We start from the raw sequence: 14,526 nt of genomic DNA on the forward strand, positions 1-14,526 counted from the left end.
GGGAAACGGGCCTGCCCACCCCTTGCAACGCCAGCCGCTAAGCCGATCGGCCTGAGGTGCGCGGCCCACCCCGGCTACGCCGGGGTGGGGGTGCCGGGGGATTTACACCACTTCAGGGGACGCCATGCAGGCCGCAAGGCTGTGGGGGTTCAAGTCCCCCTGCCCCCATGGCGAAAGGCTGGCTACGACGCACGCCAGTCAGGACAAAAGTTCATCTCCAACTGTGTCTGTGGCTCTCCATACGCACCGGTTCCACGACCTTTCCCTGGAACACCACCAGGACTAGACCGAAGCCATCGTGGGATACCGAAGTTGGTTCATGTCGCTCCGCTACTGGCCGCCACCTGCCTGGCTGGATTTGCGCTGTTGCAGTTGCTGTTCAGCATCGGCACCTGGTGAGGATGGGCCCCCTGCCCGTCCCTCGCCATGAAGGTGATCGTTGATCTCTGCGTGGTGCCGATCGGCGTGGGCGTCAGCCTGGCGCCCTATGTGGCCACCTGTGAGCGGGTGCTGCAGCAGGCCGGGCTCACGATCCGGCTGCACCCCAACGGCACCGGTATCGAGGGGGAGTGGGCGCCCGTGATGGCCGCGATCGAGGCCTGCCATGTCGCGGTGCACGCGATGGGCTGCCCGCGGATCTTCACCACCGTGACGATCAACACCCGCAACGACCGCGACCAGAGCCTCGACGACAAGCTGGCCAGCGTGCAGGCGCTGCTGGGGTGACACTTGGAGCCTGCCTTGCACCTGTGGGCGTCCACCGGAGAGCGGACCGGAACCTTCGGAATCGTGCTGTTCCCGGGGGTGGAGGAACTCGACGCCACCACCCACTGGGCCTCCCTGGGGCGCCTGCGGGCTCTCGGTGATGTGGAGGTGGTGGAGGAGCGCTTCACCCGGGATGGGGCCATCTGGACGGCGGCCGGCATCGCGTCCGGCATCGACCTCACCCTGCAGTTCATTGCTGAAACGGCCGGAGACGATGTGGCCGGCACGGTACAGCTGGAGGCCGAATACTTTCCTTCTGCAACGATCTACGGGACGGCCGCCAGCAGCGGCAAGGGGGCCGCCTATTTCCGGACGTCGTGAGGCGATGGGATGGGTGTTTTCACTCATCTTGGGAGCATTTTATTCTGATTAGGCTGAATCAGAAGAAGGGAAGATCCGATGACAACCTGTGAACGATCCAGCACAAGTACCCATGCTCAGCCCAATGCCACGGACGCTCTCCATCGCGTCAAGGATCTGGCTCAGCGTGATCCGGTGTTCGCCGATGCCTTGCAAACCTCTGAAACTCCCCAGGCAGCAGCTGATCTGGCCCGCCAGCATGGCATCGAGGTGAGTCCGGCCGCACTCTGGCGCCGTCGCGGCACCCTGGAACCCGGGGGGCAGCCCACCTGGCGTGGCTGAAAACCGCCCATTCCGGTGGCCGTTTCAGCCCTGGGGTGGGCCCTTGAGTTCGAGGCTGTTCCCCTCCGGATCGTCCAAGTAGAGGGCCGGGCCGACACCCTCGGCTCCATAGGTGTGATGGAGGGGGCCGGCCTCAAGGCCGTGGCGGCGGAGATGGGCCCGCAAGGCCTCTTCGTCAAAGGGTTCGATCCGCAGGCAAATGTGATCGAGGTTGTGGCCTTCCGCCGCCGGCTCCGCACCTCCCCGACGACCCAGTTCCCCGTTGACGGCCGCCAGATCGATCAGGCTGTTGCCAGCCCGGAGGTGGATCAGGCCGAGTGCTTCGTTGCGTCGTGCCACGGTGCATCCCAGCACGTCGAGGTAGAAGCGCTCCATGCGCTCCAGATCCCTGCAGCGCAGCACAACATGATCGATCGCCACGATGGTCATGACGGTCGGCTCAGCGTTCTCTTCAGGCAGGGCCGGTGGCACGGGCTCGCGGGGCAAGGACGGGGCCCATCCTTCCTGCTTTCGTGGCGGCCAGGGATGGGCGGCTGTGGATCGTCGCGGGCCGTTGCATGGCAGCGCCGACCAACGGCCCGAACCCCTCAGAGCACGGGCTGCCAGGAGACGTTCCGCGCTTCGACCCCGTCGCTCTCTTCGTTAAAGGCCAGCACCCGGTTGCGCCCGGTCTGCTTGGCCCGGTACATGGCGCGATCGGCCCTGGAGATGATCGCGTCGGGGCTTTCGCCCGGTTCGACCATGGTGACGCCGATGCTCAGGGTGATCGACAGGTCGCCGGCACTGGTGGGGATCGGTTGGGCCACGGCCCGACGCAGCTTTTCGGCGATGGTCACCGCATCACCCAGGCTCCGCACCCCCTGAAGCATCACCATCAGCTCGTCGCCTCCGATGCGGGCGGCCATGTCGCCACTGCGCAGGCCCATGCGGATCCTGGCGGCCACGGTCCGGAGCAGTTCGTCGCCCGCCAAATGGCCGAAGGTGTCGTTGATCTCCTTGAAGTTGTCGAGGTCACAGAACAGCACGGCGGAGGCGTCGCCATGGCGCAGCACGCGGCCGGCGATGGCGGTGATCTGCTCGAGGGCCTCGTGGCGGTTCACCAGGCCGGTCAGTTCGTCGGTGCAGGCGCGGCGGGCCAGCTCCCGCTAGGCGGCCACCTCCTGATCCACGGTCCGGAACGATCCGACGATGCCATTGAGGTGTCCATCGAGATCCCGGTGGGGGCTGGCATGCAGTTCCACCCAGCGATGGCTGCGGTCGTCGGCCAGGGCGTGGAGGTCGCGCTCCAGGGCGGGATGCTCGTCAGCGGGGATGAAGCGACTGAGGGGATGGCCGATCCAGTCCTTCGGCTGCCAACCCAGCATGCCGGTGAGCGAGGGGGAGATCCAGCTGATCAGCCCGTCCTGGATGAGCAGCACCACATTGCTGGAGTTCTCCGCCAGGAGCCTGTAGCGCTCTTCCGAGGTGGCCAGGGCGGCTTCGGCCTGCACCATCTCGGTGACGTCATTGAACTGGGCGATCACGAAGGCTGTGCTGCCGTCGGCATGGCGGGAGCAGGACACGCTGCCATCCACCCAGATGGAGCTGCCGGCCTTGTGGAGAATGCGCTTGCGCAACCGATAGCAAGGAAGCCGGCCGCCCAGGAGCTCCTCCATCAACGGGCTTTCGCGGGCCTGGTCCTCCGCCGGTGAGAACGCCTGCCAGGTCAGGCCCACAAGATCAACATGATCCTGGTCGAGCAGCCCGCGGCCGGTGGGGTTGATGGAGAGGAAATGGCCCTGGGCGTCGAGCAGGGCGATGCCGGTCGAGGCGTTCTCCATCGTCAGGCGCAGCTGCTCCTCCGAGGCCGCCAGGGCCGCCTTGGTGCGCTCCTCCGCGGACCACATCCGGGGCGTTTTCGGCCAGCAACTGGTAGTGCTCCTTGAACTCCCGATTGCTGCGCTCCTTGGCTTGAAGCTCCCGGGCCAGATGCATCGACACCCAGGCCATGCCGATCAGGCCGACCAGCCGCAGCATCAGCTCCAGCGTCGAGACCCGGGGTGCCTGAAGCGACCAGATGACGGTCAGCACGATGGCCAGACTCGTGAACCAGACCACCTGGCGCGGCGTCGCGAACGAGGCCGCCAGAACCACAGGGATCTAGTGGTACTGGAACAGGGTGATTCCCATGGTTCTGGTTAGAACCAGATCCACCAGAAAGAGCGCGATCAGAGCAACAGCCGAGACGACGATTCGTTGGTGATCGCGAGGTTGGGCTGGAGTCAAATGATCCGGACTGACGAAGGGGACAACCAATCACCAGGAGGCCCATGCCACCACCCCGGTGGTGGCGAGTTATCGGTTGGAGGCTTCCGCGTTGGTGTCGGAGCTGCGCTGATGGCCGTTGATGTGCTTTTCGCACGCCAGGGCTGATGTTGGGAACAGCAAAACAAAACTCAACGCCATGGCCGCTAACTGGGCCTGAAGCAGGAGATTCATGGCGTGGGCGCCCACATGCAGCAGATGGTAATAGGTAGCGTCCAGTTCGCTGGCTACAGAGAGTCCGGCCGCATTGCTGCTGCTCTCTGCTGACCATGGCGTGGGCTTTGGCTAGCAAGGGACGGTGGGAGAACAACGGCATGACCCCTTCGGCCGCAGCCAGCACCGACCCGCGCATCGCCCAGGTGATCCGTCGACACGGAGCCCGGGCGGATGCGCTCATCGAGGTTCTCCATCAGGTGCAGGAGCTCCACGGCTATCTGGCGCCGGAGTCGCTGCGGGATGTGGCCACCGGGATGCGGCTGCCGTTGAGCCGCGTCCATGGGGTGGCCAGCTTCTACCACCTGTTCCGGCTCGAGCCCCCCACCGCCCATCGCTGTGCCGTCTGCCTCGGCACCGCCTGCTACGTGAAGGGGGGCGCCCAGGTGGCGGCCCGCATCGAGCAGCGGCTGGGGGTGCGCCTGGACGATCCGGCGGGCGATGGCGTCTGGGCCCTGCAGCACGTCAGCTGCCTGGGGGCCTGCGGCCAGGCGCCGGTGCTGGTGGTGGATGGGGAGCTCATGACGCGGCTGCCGGTGGATCAGCCCGAGGCGCTGGACGCCCGGCTGGAGGCCGCCGGCCTGCCTCAGCGCACCACCACCTGATCGGCGCCCAGCTCGCGGGATTGGTTCAGGGCCAGCTCCATCCTGGACAGCATTGCCAAAGCCCTGGCCACGCCGACATGAACGGCGCCCCGGCCATTTCCTGGCTAGCAAAAGGAGAGGCGCTCCCGGTTCACCATGCCCTCCCCTGTGCAGGTGCGCTGCTGTGATGCCAGTGGCTGCCGTTCCGCCGGCAGCCAGGCCCTGCGCAACGCCCTGGAGGGTGCCCGTGACGCCGCCGGCCTCGATCCCTCCCAGCTGACGATCAAGCCGGTGGGTTGCCTGCGCCTGTGCGGCAGCGGCCCCCTGGTGGCCTGCGACGGGCCCGGCCCCACCCAGCTCTTCGGCGGCATGGCACCGGAGCAGGCCGGGGCCCTGATCGCCGCCGCCCTCCCCAGCAGCCCTGCCCCCGGCAGCGGCGACCCCCTGGCGGCCCATCGGCTCGATCTGGAGGCCCCCTTCTTCGCCCTGCAGCGGCCCGTGGTGCTCGAGGGCTGCGGTCAGGTGGATCCCGAATCCATCGACGACGCGATCGCCTTCGGCACCTACGCCCAGCTGCAGCGTGTTCTGCAGGAGCTCAGCCCCGAGCAGGTGCGCGACGAAGTACGCCGCAGCGGCCTGCGCGGCCGTGGTGGCGCCGGTTATCCGACGGGCCTGAAGTGGGACACGGTGGCCCTCCAGCCCCCCGGCCCCCGCTACGTGGTCTGCAACGCCGACGAGGGGGACCCGGGCGCCTTCATGGACCGCAGCGTGCTGGAGAGCGATCCGCACCGGCTGATCGAGGGGATGGCGATCGCCGCCTACGCCGTCGGCGCCGAGCGGGGCTTTGTTTATGTGCGGGCGGAGTACCCCCTGGCGATCGAACGGCTGCGGCTGGCCCTGCAGCAGGCCCGCAGCCGGCACCTGCTGGGCAACCACATCCACGGCACCAGCTTCAACCTGCGCCTGGAGGTGCGGGTGGGGGCCGGCGCCTACGTCTGCGGCGAGGAGACGGCCCTGCTGCTCTCGATCCAGGGTCAGCGGGGCATGCCCCAGCCCCGCCCGCCCTTTCCGGCCCAGTCGGGCCTCTGGGGGGCGCCCACCCTGATCAACAACGTCGAGACCTTCACCGCCGTGCCGGCGATCCTGCGCCAGGGCGGCGACTGGTACGCCGCCATGGGCACCGCCCACAGCAAGGGCACCAAGGTGTTCGCCCTCTCCGGGGCGGTGGTCAACACCGGCCTGGTGGAGGTGCCGATGGGCACCTCCCTGCGCACCGTGGTGGAGCTGATCGGGGGCGGGGTGCCCGATGGCTCCCCGATCAAGGCGGTGCAGACCGGGGGGCCCTCGGGGGGCTGCATCCCGGCGGAACGGCTCGACACCCCCGTCGACTACGAAAGCCTGGTGGAGCTCGGTTCGATGATGGGCTCCGGCGGCATGGTGGTGATGGGGCAGAGCACCTCCATGCCGGAGGTGGCGCGCCACTTCATGGGTTTCAGCGTCAACGAGAGCTGCGGCAAGTGCGTGCCCTGCCGCGCCGGCACCGTGCAGCTGGCCCAGCTGCTCGATCGCTTCGTGGAGCGCCGCGCCACCTCCGCCGACATGGAACGCCTCGATGCCCTCTGCCAGATGGTCAAGGTCACCAGCCTCTGCGGCCTGGGCCAGTCGGCCCCCAATCCGGTCCTCAGCACCCTGCGCTGGTTCCGCCATGAATACGAGGCCGCCTGCCGGGAACCTTCGGGCTGCGTCGCCACCGGGAGGGTCCGCTGATGGCCGTCGTCACCCTCAACGTCAACGGCCAGGACGTGGCGGTGCCGGCGGGCGCCAGCCTGCTGGAGGCCACCCGGGCCGCCGCGGCCGATGTCCCCACCCTGTGCCACCTCGATGGCCTCAACCCCGTGTCCTCCTGCCGGCTGTGCCTGGTGGAGGTGGAGGGGTCGACCAAGCTGCTGCCCGCCTGCAGCACCGCCGCCGCCGAGGGGATGGTGGTGCACACCCACACGCCCCGGCTGAAGGAGTACCGGCGCATGACGGTGGAGCTGTTCTTCGCCGAGGGCAACCACGTCTGCGCCGTCTGCGTCGCCAACACCCACTGCGAGCTGCAGGACATGGCCGTGACCGTGGGCATGGACCACTCCCGCTTCCCCTACCAGTACCCCCAGCGGCCGGTGGATGCCTCCCACCCCCAGTTCACCCTCGACCACAACCGCTGCATTCTCTGCACCCGCTGCGTGCGGGTGTGCGATGAGATCGAGGGGGCCCACGTGTGGGACATCGGCAGCCGCGGCGGCCAGTGCCACATCGTTGCCGGGCTCGATGAACCCTGGGGCCAGGTGCAGGCCTGCACCTCCTGCGGCAAGTGCGTCGAGGTGTGCCCCACCGGCGCCCTGTTCCGCAACACCGACACCACCGCCGAGAAGCAGCCTGACGCCAGCCTGCCCGCCCTGCTGCGCAGCGCCCGCGACCAGCACCGCTGGCACAACCAGTGACCCCCCACCCCATGACCCCCTCCCCCGCCGCCGCCAAGCTCCGCCTCGCCACCGTCTGGCTGGCGGGCTGCTCCGGCTGCCACATGTCGTTCCTGGATCTCGATGAGTTCCTCTTCGACCTGGCCGAGAAGGTGGATGTGGTGTTCTCGCCGGTCGGCAGCGACGTCAAGATCTACCCCGAGAACGTCGACATCGCCCTGGTGGAGGGGGCGGTGGCCAATGTCGACAACCTGGAGCTGGCCCTGCAACTGCGCCAGCGCACCGCCCTGGTGATCTCCTTCGGCGACTGCGCCGTGACCGCCAACGTCCCCGGCCTGCGCAACCTGCTCGATGGCGGCCACGACGGCGCCAAAGCGGTGCTGGAGCGCGGCTACCTGGAGCTGGCCGATGCCACGGGCCAGCTGCCCTTCGCCCCCGGCATCGTGCCCGAACTGCTGCCCAGGGTGCTGCCCCTGCATGAGGTGATTCCGGTGGATCTTTTCCTCCCGGGCTGCCCCCCCTCCGCCGAGCGCATCCGCGAGGCGATCACCCCGTTGCTGGCCGGCGATCGGCCGGCGATGGAAGGGGCCGCCATGCTGCGCTTCGGATGAGGACAACGCCATGACCCGCACCGTCATCATCGATCCGGTCACCCGCATCGAGGGCCACGCCAAGATCACCCTCCACCTCGACGACGCCGGCCACCTCACCGACACCCGCTTCCACGTGGTGGAGTACCGGGGCTTCGAAAAATTCTGCGAGGGCCGGCCCTTCACCGAGATGGCCGGCATCACGGCCCGCATCTGCGGCATCTGCCCGGTGAGCCACCTGCTGGCGGCCGCCAAGACCGGCGACAAGCTGCTGGCCCTTTCGATCCCCCCGGCGGCCGACAAGCTGCGGCGCCTGCTCAACCTGGCCCAGCTCACCCAGTCGCATGCCCTTTCCTTCTTTCATCTCAGCAGCCCCGATTTCCTGCTGGGCTGGGAGAGCGATCCGGCCAAGCGCAACGTCTTCGGCCTGATGGCCGCCGACCCCGACCTGGCCCGGGCCGGCATCCGCCTGCGCCAGTTCGGCCAGCAGATCCTGGAGCTCCTGGGCGGCCGCAAGATCCACTCCGCCTGGGCGGTGCCCGGGGGCGTGCGCTCCCCCCTGAGCCAGGAGGCCAGGGACTGGATCCTGGATCGCCTGCCCGAGGCCCGCGCCACCGTCACCCTGGCGCTGGAGCTCTACAAGAAGCTCCTCGATGGCCCCCTGCAGAAGGAGCAGCGGGTCTTCGGCGATTTCCCCAGCCTGTTCATGGGTCTGGTGACCCCCAACGGGCTCTGGGAGCACATCGAGGGGCGCATCCGTTTCCGGGATGCCACCGGGGCGATCGTGGCCGACCAGCTCAGCGAGGACGACTACGCCGATTTCCTCGGTGAGGCGGTGGAACCCTGGAGCTACCTCAAGTTCCCCTACTACAAACCCCTGGGCTACCCGGACGGCATCTACCGGGTGGGCCCCCTGGCGCGGCTCAACGTCTGCGACAGCATCGGCACCCCCTGGGCCGACCGGGAGCTGGCGGAGCTGCGCCAGCGCAGCGGCCAGCCCGTCACCTCGAGCTTCGCCTACCACCACGCGCGGCTGGTGGAGATCGTGGCCTGCCTGGAGGCGATCGAGATCCTGGTGGCCGACCCCGACCTGATGCACGGCCGCATCCGGCTGCGGGCCTCCCTCAACCGCAACGAGGCGGTGGGGGTGAGCGAGGCGCCCCGGGGCACCCTCTTCCACCACTACAAGGTGGATGACGACGGGCTGCTCACCAGCGTCAACCTGATCATCGCCACCGGCCAGAACAACCTGGCGATGAACCGCACCGTGCACCAGATCGCCCGGGAGTACATCCCCGATCCGGTGCCCGCCGGCGCCGAGATCCCCGAGGCGATGCTCAACCGGGTGGAGGCGGGCATCCGCTGCTTCGACCCCTGCCTCTCCTGCTCCACCCATGCCGCCGGCCAGATGCCCCTGCGCCTGCAGCTGCTGGCCGCCGATGGCACGGTGCTGGCCGAGCGCCTGCGGGGATGAGCGGCGCCGGCGTCGGCACCGGAGGCGCGCTGCTGATCGGCATCGGCAACCCCCTGCGGGGCGATGACGGGGTGGGCTGGCACCTGGTGGAGGGCCTGGGGCTGCAGCGCCACCAGCTCACCCCCGAGCTGGCCGAGGCGGTGGCCGCCGCCGATCGCCTGCTGATCGTCGATGCCTGGCTGGCGCCGCCCCGGAGCCCCTGCCTGCTGCGGCCCCTGGTGGCCTCAGGCGGCTGGGAGCGGGACACGCACCGGGTGGCGCCCGCTCGGTTACTGGCCCTGGCCGAACAGCTGTTCGGCCGCTGCGTGCCGGCCCACGAGCTGCTGGTGCCGGCCTTCGACTTCTCCTGGGGCGATCGCTTCTCGCCGCAGCTGCGGCGCCAGCTGCCCGAGGCGCGGAGGCTGCTGCGGGGTTGGTTGGGGGAGGGGGCGGCGCCCTATGCATGAGTTGAGCCTGATGGATGCCGTGCGGGAGCAGGTTCTGGAGCAGGCCGCCCTGCACGGCGCCCGCCGCATCGCGGCGATCACCCTGCGGGTGGGCAGCCTGGCGGGGGTGGAGATCGAAGCCCTGCGCCTGGCCCACACGGTGGTGATGGCGGGCACGATCGCCGCCGGCTCCCGGCTGGAGATCGAGGCGGTTCCTGCCGAGTGTTTCTGTGCCGCCTGCGAGCAGCCGTTCCTGGCGCGCGATGGCTGCTGCGATTGCCCGCGTTGCGGCCGCATCAGCCGGGAGTTGCTGCGGGGCCGGGAACTGCAGCTGGCCTCCCTGGAGCTCGACTGAGCCGGCCACTGGGGGCCTGGCAGGCCTGGCGGGCGCTGGGGAGGTAGCGCCCCTGGTTGGCGGATATCCCGACCAGGACCGGAAAAAGTTCTTTTTATTATATGTCTAAGGTCCAATTAGCGAAGGATTCAGGGGTGAAACGTAATCTTGTGCAAGTTTTCTTTTTTCCCCCACTCTGTGCCAGGCCTGATGCTGTCCATGGCCTGTCAATTCCTCCATGGCGTGGGTTTATTCATGAATGAGTGAGAGGAACGCAACCCCCATGACTTTTTTTACGAGGAATTTCACAAGGACATTCCATCGGACTTTTCTCCGCGGTGTAGGAATCGCCGCAACGGGCGGCCTCCTGCTTGGTGGTCCCGCAATGGCGGAGGTCAGGACTGCTGGCGAACGCGCCGAGCCAGTGACGAATCCTGTGACTTTGGAAACGTCCGCAAGTCTTCCCGGGAACGTTGAAGCCGTCCCCAGTGAGAGTTCCGTCGCGGCGGTTCCGGCCCTGGAGACCACGCCGACAGTGGCAGCCCCCAGCGCAAGCCTGGCTCCCCAGGTCGCGCCTGAGGTCACCCTCATCGCCCAGACCTACCCGCAGCCCGTGGTGAAGGAGGTCTATTCCGCCCAGGGCTGGTACCTCACCATCGGTGCCGGCGCCCAGACCCCCAGTGACCAGACGGTCAACAGCAACGGCACGCTGGTTTCACCGTTCTTCACCCCTCTGCTGTACAACTTCGGCAACAACAACTCCACCAAGCTTGATCTGGGCGGTGGGTTCTCCGGAGATGTCGGCGTTGGTTACGACTTCGGCGCCCTGCGCGCCGAGCTCACCTACGGCTACAGCCGGGCCAGCCTCAACGCCGTTGGTTCCGCCAACCCGATCGGCTTCGGTGCCTTCGGCATCGTGCCCTTCACCAACAACGTCTCCGGCATCATCAACAAGAGTGATGTGTTGGCCAGCCTCTACTACGACATCGAGACCAACAGCCGCTGGACGCCCTACATCGGCGGTGGCATCGGGTATACCAACCTGAGCACCCCGAGTTTCAGTCTGAATGGCTTCCCCACCAACAGCGTCAACAAGGGGCTGTTCGGCTGGCAGGCCAAGGTGGGCGTCAGCTACGCCATGAGCTACAACTCCGATGTCTACCTTGAGGGCGTTTATCAAGGTGCTGGCGGCTATTCCTCCGAGAACCTGACCTTCGACGCTTTTAACAGCTTCGGCGGCAAGATCGGCTTCCGCTACCGCTTCGGTGCCCGCCCGGTGGCGGCTGCCACGGCTCCCGCACCGGAACCCATCATCCAGCCCGCACCGGCCCCTGCGCCGATCTTCCAGCCCGAACCGGCCCCCGCGCCGATCCGTGGCCTCTGGTGATCACGGGATGGCCCCGGTGGCCCTGCCGGCCCCGTCGGAGCTCCGTGCCTAGCCTTCGGGCAAGGCCGGGCCCCGGCGGGGCTTTTCCGTGCCGCTCTCCTGTCTGGGGGTCGATCCTGCGATGTGTGTCGACTGCGATTGCGGCCAACCGGTGGCCGCCACCACCGAAGTACCCCGGCACCTGGAGCTGGGCCAGCGCCTGCTGGTGCACAACGAGGCCCAGGCGGCGGCCAACCGGGAGCATTTCTCCGCTGCAGGCGTCCGGGTGATCAACCTGCTCTCTTCCCCCGGCTCCGGCAAGACCGCCCTGCTGGAGCGGCTGGCCCTGGAGCTGGCCCCGTCTTCGGCGGCGGTGCGCCATCCGATGGCGGTGATCGTCGGCGATCTGGCCACCGACAACGACGCCCGTCGCCTGCGCTCTGCCGGGGTGCCGGCCCTGCAGATCACCACCGGCCAGGCCTGCCACCTGGAAGCGGCGATGGTGCACCGGGCTCTCCACGACCTCGACCACCTCGGCCATCCCCTGGCTGGCCTGGAGCTGCTGGTGATCGAGAACGTGGGCAATCTGGTCTGCCCGGCCGCCTTCGACCTGGGCGAAAGCCTGCGGGTGGTGCTGCTGTCGGTCACCGAAGGGGAGGACAAGCCCCTCAAGTACCCGGCCACCTTCCATTCCGCTGATGTGGTGGTGATCAGCAAGGGCGACCTGGCTGGGGCCTGTGGCTTCGATGCTCCCCAGGCTCGCCGCAACGTGGCCCGGGTGGCCCCCCAGGCCCGGATCGTGGAGGTCTCCGCCCGCACCGGTGAGGGCATGGCCGCGCTGCTGGTGGCCCTGGGCCTGGAGCGGGTGGCCGTCGCCGGGTGAGCCGACCACCCATGGCCGGCCGGGCCAGGCTGCAGCTGGAATGCCGCGGGGTGGTGCAGGGGGTGGGCTTCCGGCCCCTGGTGCACCGGCTGGCCGCCGACCTGCACCTCAGCGGAGAGGTGCAGAACGGCCCCGGTGTGGTGCTGCTGCAGCTGGAGGGGGAACGCCCTGCCCTGGAGGCCTTCCTGCGGCGCCTGCCGCTCCAGTTGCCCCCCGGGGCCCGGCTGGAGCGGTTGGATCCGCTGTGGCTGCCGGCCCCGGGGGGGGCGTCCGGGGCGCTCCCGGTGGGGGTCCGGATCCTGGACGGGGGGGCGGAGCGCCTCGGCATCGACCTGGTGGCAACGGCCCTGGTGGCCGATCGGGCCCCCTGCAGCGCCTGCCTGGCCGAACTGGCCGATCCCGCCGATCGCCGCTTCGGCTATCCCTTCATCAGTTGCTGCGACTGCGGCCCTCGCTTCAGCATCGCCACCGCCGAGCCCTGGGCCCGGGCCCACACCAGCCTGGCTCTGTTCCCGCTCTGCCCCGCCTGTCGCCGCGAGTTCGAGAATCCGGCCGATCGCCGCTTCCACGCCGAGACGATCGCCTGCCCGGTGTGCGGGCCCCGGCTGGCCCTCTGGGATGGTGCCGGTGTGCCCCTGCTGGGTCCAGGCGGCGACAGCAGCTTGGCAGCTTTGATCAGGGCCTGCTGCGGCCGTCTCGCCGCTGGGGAGATCCTGGCCCTTCAGGGGGTGGGAGGCTTCCAGCTGCTGGTGGATGCCACCAACGCCGCAGCGGTGGCCCGACTGCGGCGGCGCAAGCGACGGCCCGCCAAGCCCTTCGCCCTGCTGGTGGCCGAGCCCGAGGCCCTCGCTCCCTTCTGCGTTATCGATGCCGCTGAGTGGCGGGCTATGGAGGAACCCGCCGCCCCGATCGTGTTGCTGCGGCGACGCCTGGCCGCCACCGAAGCCCTGCCGGGCGTGGCCCCGGGCAGCCCCTCCCTGGGGGCGATGCTGCCGGCCTCGCCCTTGCACCACCTGCTGGCGCACGCCTTCGGCCGGCCGCTGGTGGCCACCAGCGGCAACCCCTGCGGTGAGCCGCTCTGCACCGATCCCCTCGAGGCCCTGGAGCGGCTGGGGGGCGGCGCCGGCGGCCCCATCGCCGATGTCTTTCTGGTGCACGACCGCGCCATCGCCCGGCCCCTGGACGATTCGGTGCTGCAGCTGATCGATGGCCGGCCGGCCCTGCTGCGCCGTGCCAGGGGCTACGCCCCGGAGCCCCTGGTGCTGGCGGCGGGTCCTGGAGGGGCGCCCGATGGCGTGCTGGCCCTTGGCGGGGATCTCAAGAGTGCGCCGGCCCTGGCGCTGGACGGGCGGCTGTGGCTGGCCCCCCACCTGGGGGATCTGGCCGAGGGCCGCCTGCTGTCGCGGTTGGCCGATGGTCTGGCGGCGATCGAGCGGCGCTGGGGCGGGCGGCTGACGCGGATCGCCTGCGATGCCCACCCCGGCTACCTCAGCCACCAGCTCGCCGCCGACCAGCCGTGGCCACGGCGAACGGTGCAGCACCACCGGGCCCACGGCCTGGCCGTGCTGGCCGAGCACGGGCTGCCGTTGCCGTTGCTGGCCGTCACCTGGGATGGGCTCGGCTACGCCCCGGGGGGCGAGGGCGGCCCCCAGCTGTGGGGCGGTGAGCTGTTGCTGCTGGGCGGGCCCGGCGCCCCCCCCTGCCAGCGACTGGTGGCCCTGCGGCCCTTTCCGCTGCCGGGCGGGGAGCGGGCCATGGCGGAACCCCGCCGGGCGGCCCTGGGACTGTTGGCCGCCGCCGGCTCCTGGGCCCTGGACCACCCCGGGGCCCGCCACAACCTGGCCGCCTTCGCGGCAGGCGAGCGCCGCCTGCTGCTGCAGGCCATCGCCAGCGGCTGCAACAGCCCCCTGAGCACCGGCATGGGCCGGCTGTTCGATGCGGTTGCCTCCCTGCTGGACCTGGTGCAGGTGCAGAGCTACGAGGGCGAGGGGGGGCTGCGGCTGGAGGGGGCCGCCGCCGCCGCACCCCCGGAGACTGGGCGCTGGTCCCTCCCCCTGCTGCCGCCCGGGGCCGTCGCGGCGGGCGCTGCTGCCGCTGGGCCCAGCCTGGGCTGGCTCGACTGGGAACCGTTGCTGGACGCGCTGCTGGCGGCGATCGCCGTCGGTACGCCGCCGGCCCTCTGCGCCGCCCGGTTCCACCACACCCTGGCGGAGGCCCTGGCCGCCACGGTCGCTCTCGCCGCTGGGGCGATGGCGCCCCCCGCCACGGCCGGCGGTGCTGGGCTGCCGGTGGCCCTGGCGGGGGGCTGTTTCCAGAACCGGCTGCTGCTGGAGGCCGCGATCGCGGCGCTGCGCTCCAGGGGCCTGCGGCCGTTCTGGCCGGAGGTCGTGCCCTGCAGCGACGGTGGGCTGGCCCTGGGGCAGGTCTGGGCGGTGGGCGGTCCGTGGGCAGATCGGGCCGGCGCGCCTACAACCGGGTGAA

The 14,526-nt window shown here is 69.6% G+C and carries 17 protein-coding genes; 13 read left to right on the forward strand and 4 right to left on the reverse strand.

Annotation, left to right across the window (positions count from 1 at the left end; translation table 11 throughout):
- The first annotated feature begins 426 nt into the window (after positions 1 to 426).
- The 3 genes from KBZ12_RS05060 to KBZ12_RS05070 all read left to right on the forward strand — a co-directional run bounded on the left by KBZ12_RS05060 (position 427) and on the right by KBZ12_RS05070 (position 1,407).
- The gene (locus KBZ12_RS05060; protein WP_254956756.1) at positions 427 to 726 is read left to right on the forward strand and encodes an MTH1187 family thiamine-binding protein; all 300 of its coding nucleotides are present in this window, start codon (positions 427 to 429) and stop codon (positions 724 to 726) included.
- Between the two features lie 15 nt (positions 727 to 741).
- On the forward strand, positions 742 to 1,086 hold the full coding sequence (locus tag KBZ12_RS05065) for a hypothetical protein (protein ID WP_254956757.1): 345 nt from the start codon (positions 742 to 744) through the stop codon (positions 1,084 to 1,086).
- A gap of 78 nt (positions 1,087 to 1,164) precedes the next feature.
- Positions 1,165 to 1,407, forward strand: a complete 243-nt coding sequence (locus KBZ12_RS05070; RefSeq protein WP_254956758.1) for a Nif11-like leader peptide family natural product precursor — start codon at positions 1,165 to 1,167, stop codon at positions 1,405 to 1,407.
- Between the two features lie 24 nt (positions 1,408 to 1,431).
- On the opposite strand, the gene KBZ12_RS05075 is transcribed toward KBZ12_RS05070, so the two are convergent.
- From KBZ12_RS05075 to KBZ12_RS05090, 4 genes are all read right to left on the reverse strand, one after another.
- Positions 1,432 to 1,893 (reverse strand): VOC family protein, encoded by a 462-nt coding sequence (locus KBZ12_RS05075; protein ID WP_254956760.1) that lies wholly within the window; start codon positions 1,891 to 1,893, stop codon positions 1,432 to 1,434.
- A 101-nt stretch (positions 1,894 to 1,994) separates the two neighbouring features.
- Complete coding sequence (locus KBZ12_RS05080) at positions 1,995 to 2,546, reverse strand: GGDEF domain-containing protein (protein WP_254956964.1); 552 nt, start codon at positions 2,544 to 2,546, stop codon at positions 1,995 to 1,997.
- A 6-nt stretch (positions 2,547 to 2,552) separates the two neighbouring features.
- Positions 2,553 to 3,293: a PAS domain-containing protein gene (locus KBZ12_RS05085; protein WP_254956761.1), complete on the reverse strand. Its 741-nt coding sequence runs from the start codon at positions 3,291 to 3,293 to the stop codon at positions 2,553 to 2,555.
- Between the two features lie 448 nt (positions 3,294 to 3,741).
- Positions 3,742 to 3,885 carry a hypothetical protein gene (locus KBZ12_RS05090; protein WP_254956762.1) on the reverse strand — a complete coding sequence of 48 codons (144 nt, stop codon included), beginning with the start codon at positions 3,883 to 3,885 and terminating at the stop codon, positions 3,742 to 3,744.
- Positions 3,886 to 4,025: 140 nt separating this feature from the next.
- On the opposite strand from KBZ12_RS05090, the gene KBZ12_RS05095 reads away from it, so the two are divergent.
- From KBZ12_RS05095 to hypF, 10 genes are all read left to right on the forward strand, one after another.
- Complete coding sequence (locus tag KBZ12_RS05095; RefSeq protein ID WP_254956763.1) at positions 4,026 to 4,529, forward strand: NAD(P)H-dependent oxidoreductase subunit E; 504 nt, start codon at positions 4,026 to 4,028, stop codon at positions 4,527 to 4,529.
- Between the two features lie 135 nt (positions 4,530 to 4,664).
- A complete protein-coding gene (locus tag KBZ12_RS05100) occupies positions 4,665 to 6,275 on the forward strand; it encodes a NuoF family protein (protein WP_254956764.1) in 1,611 nt (536 codons plus the stop codon).
- Complete coding sequence (gene hoxU / locus KBZ12_RS05105) at positions 6,275 to 6,994, forward strand: bidirectional hydrogenase complex protein HoxU (protein ID WP_254956765.1); 720 nt, start codon at positions 6,275 to 6,277, stop codon at positions 6,992 to 6,994. The genes KBZ12_RS05100 and hoxU overlap by 1 nt, the downstream gene beginning before the upstream one ends.
- 11 nt (positions 6,995 to 7,005) lie before the next feature.
- Positions 7,006 to 7,584 carry an oxidoreductase gene (locus KBZ12_RS05110; protein WP_254956767.1) on the forward strand — a complete coding sequence of 193 codons (579 nt, stop codon included), beginning with the start codon at positions 7,006 to 7,008 and terminating at the stop codon, positions 7,582 to 7,584.
- A gap of 10 nt (positions 7,585 to 7,594) precedes the next feature.
- Positions 7,595 to 9,037 carry a Ni/Fe hydrogenase subunit alpha gene (locus KBZ12_RS05115; protein ID WP_254956769.1) on the forward strand — a complete coding sequence of 481 codons (1,443 nt, stop codon included), beginning with the start codon at positions 7,595 to 7,597 and terminating at the stop codon, positions 9,035 to 9,037.
- Positions 9,034 to 9,483: a hydrogenase maturation protease gene (locus tag KBZ12_RS05120; protein ID WP_254956771.1), complete on the forward strand. Its 450-nt coding sequence runs from the start codon at positions 9,034 to 9,036 to the stop codon at positions 9,481 to 9,483. The genes KBZ12_RS05115 and KBZ12_RS05120 overlap by 4 nt, the downstream gene beginning before the upstream one ends.
- A 10-nt stretch (positions 9,484 to 9,493) precedes the next feature.
- Entirely contained in the window at positions 9,494 to 9,817 is a 324-nt protein-coding gene (locus KBZ12_RS05125; protein WP_254956965.1) for a hydrogenase maturation nickel metallochaperone HypA, read from the forward strand.
- A gap of 514 nt (positions 9,818 to 10,331) precedes the next feature.
- Entirely contained in the window at positions 10,332 to 11,183 is an 852-nt protein-coding gene (locus tag KBZ12_RS05130) for an outer membrane protein (protein ID WP_254956773.1), read from the forward strand.
- Positions 11,184 to 11,304: 121 nt separating this feature from the next.
- Positions 11,305 to 12,045, forward strand: coding sequence for a hydrogenase nickel incorporation protein HypB (gene hypB, locus KBZ12_RS05135; protein ID WP_254956966.1), 741 nt, complete (start codon positions 11,305 to 11,307; stop codon positions 12,043 to 12,045).
- Positions 12,042 to 14,525 (forward strand): carbamoyltransferase HypF, encoded by a 2,484-nt coding sequence (gene hypF, locus KBZ12_RS05140; protein ID WP_254956775.1) that lies wholly within the window; start codon positions 12,042 to 12,044, stop codon positions 14,523 to 14,525. Before hypB ends, hypF begins: the two co-directional genes overlap by 4 nt.
- The last annotated feature ends 1 nt before the right edge of the window (position 14,526 follow it).

It is taken from the genome of Cyanobium sp. Cruz CV13-4-11 (assembly GCF_024346055.1).
Lineage (GTDB): Bacteria > Cyanobacteriota > Cyanobacteriia > PCC-6307 > Cyanobiaceae > Cyanobium.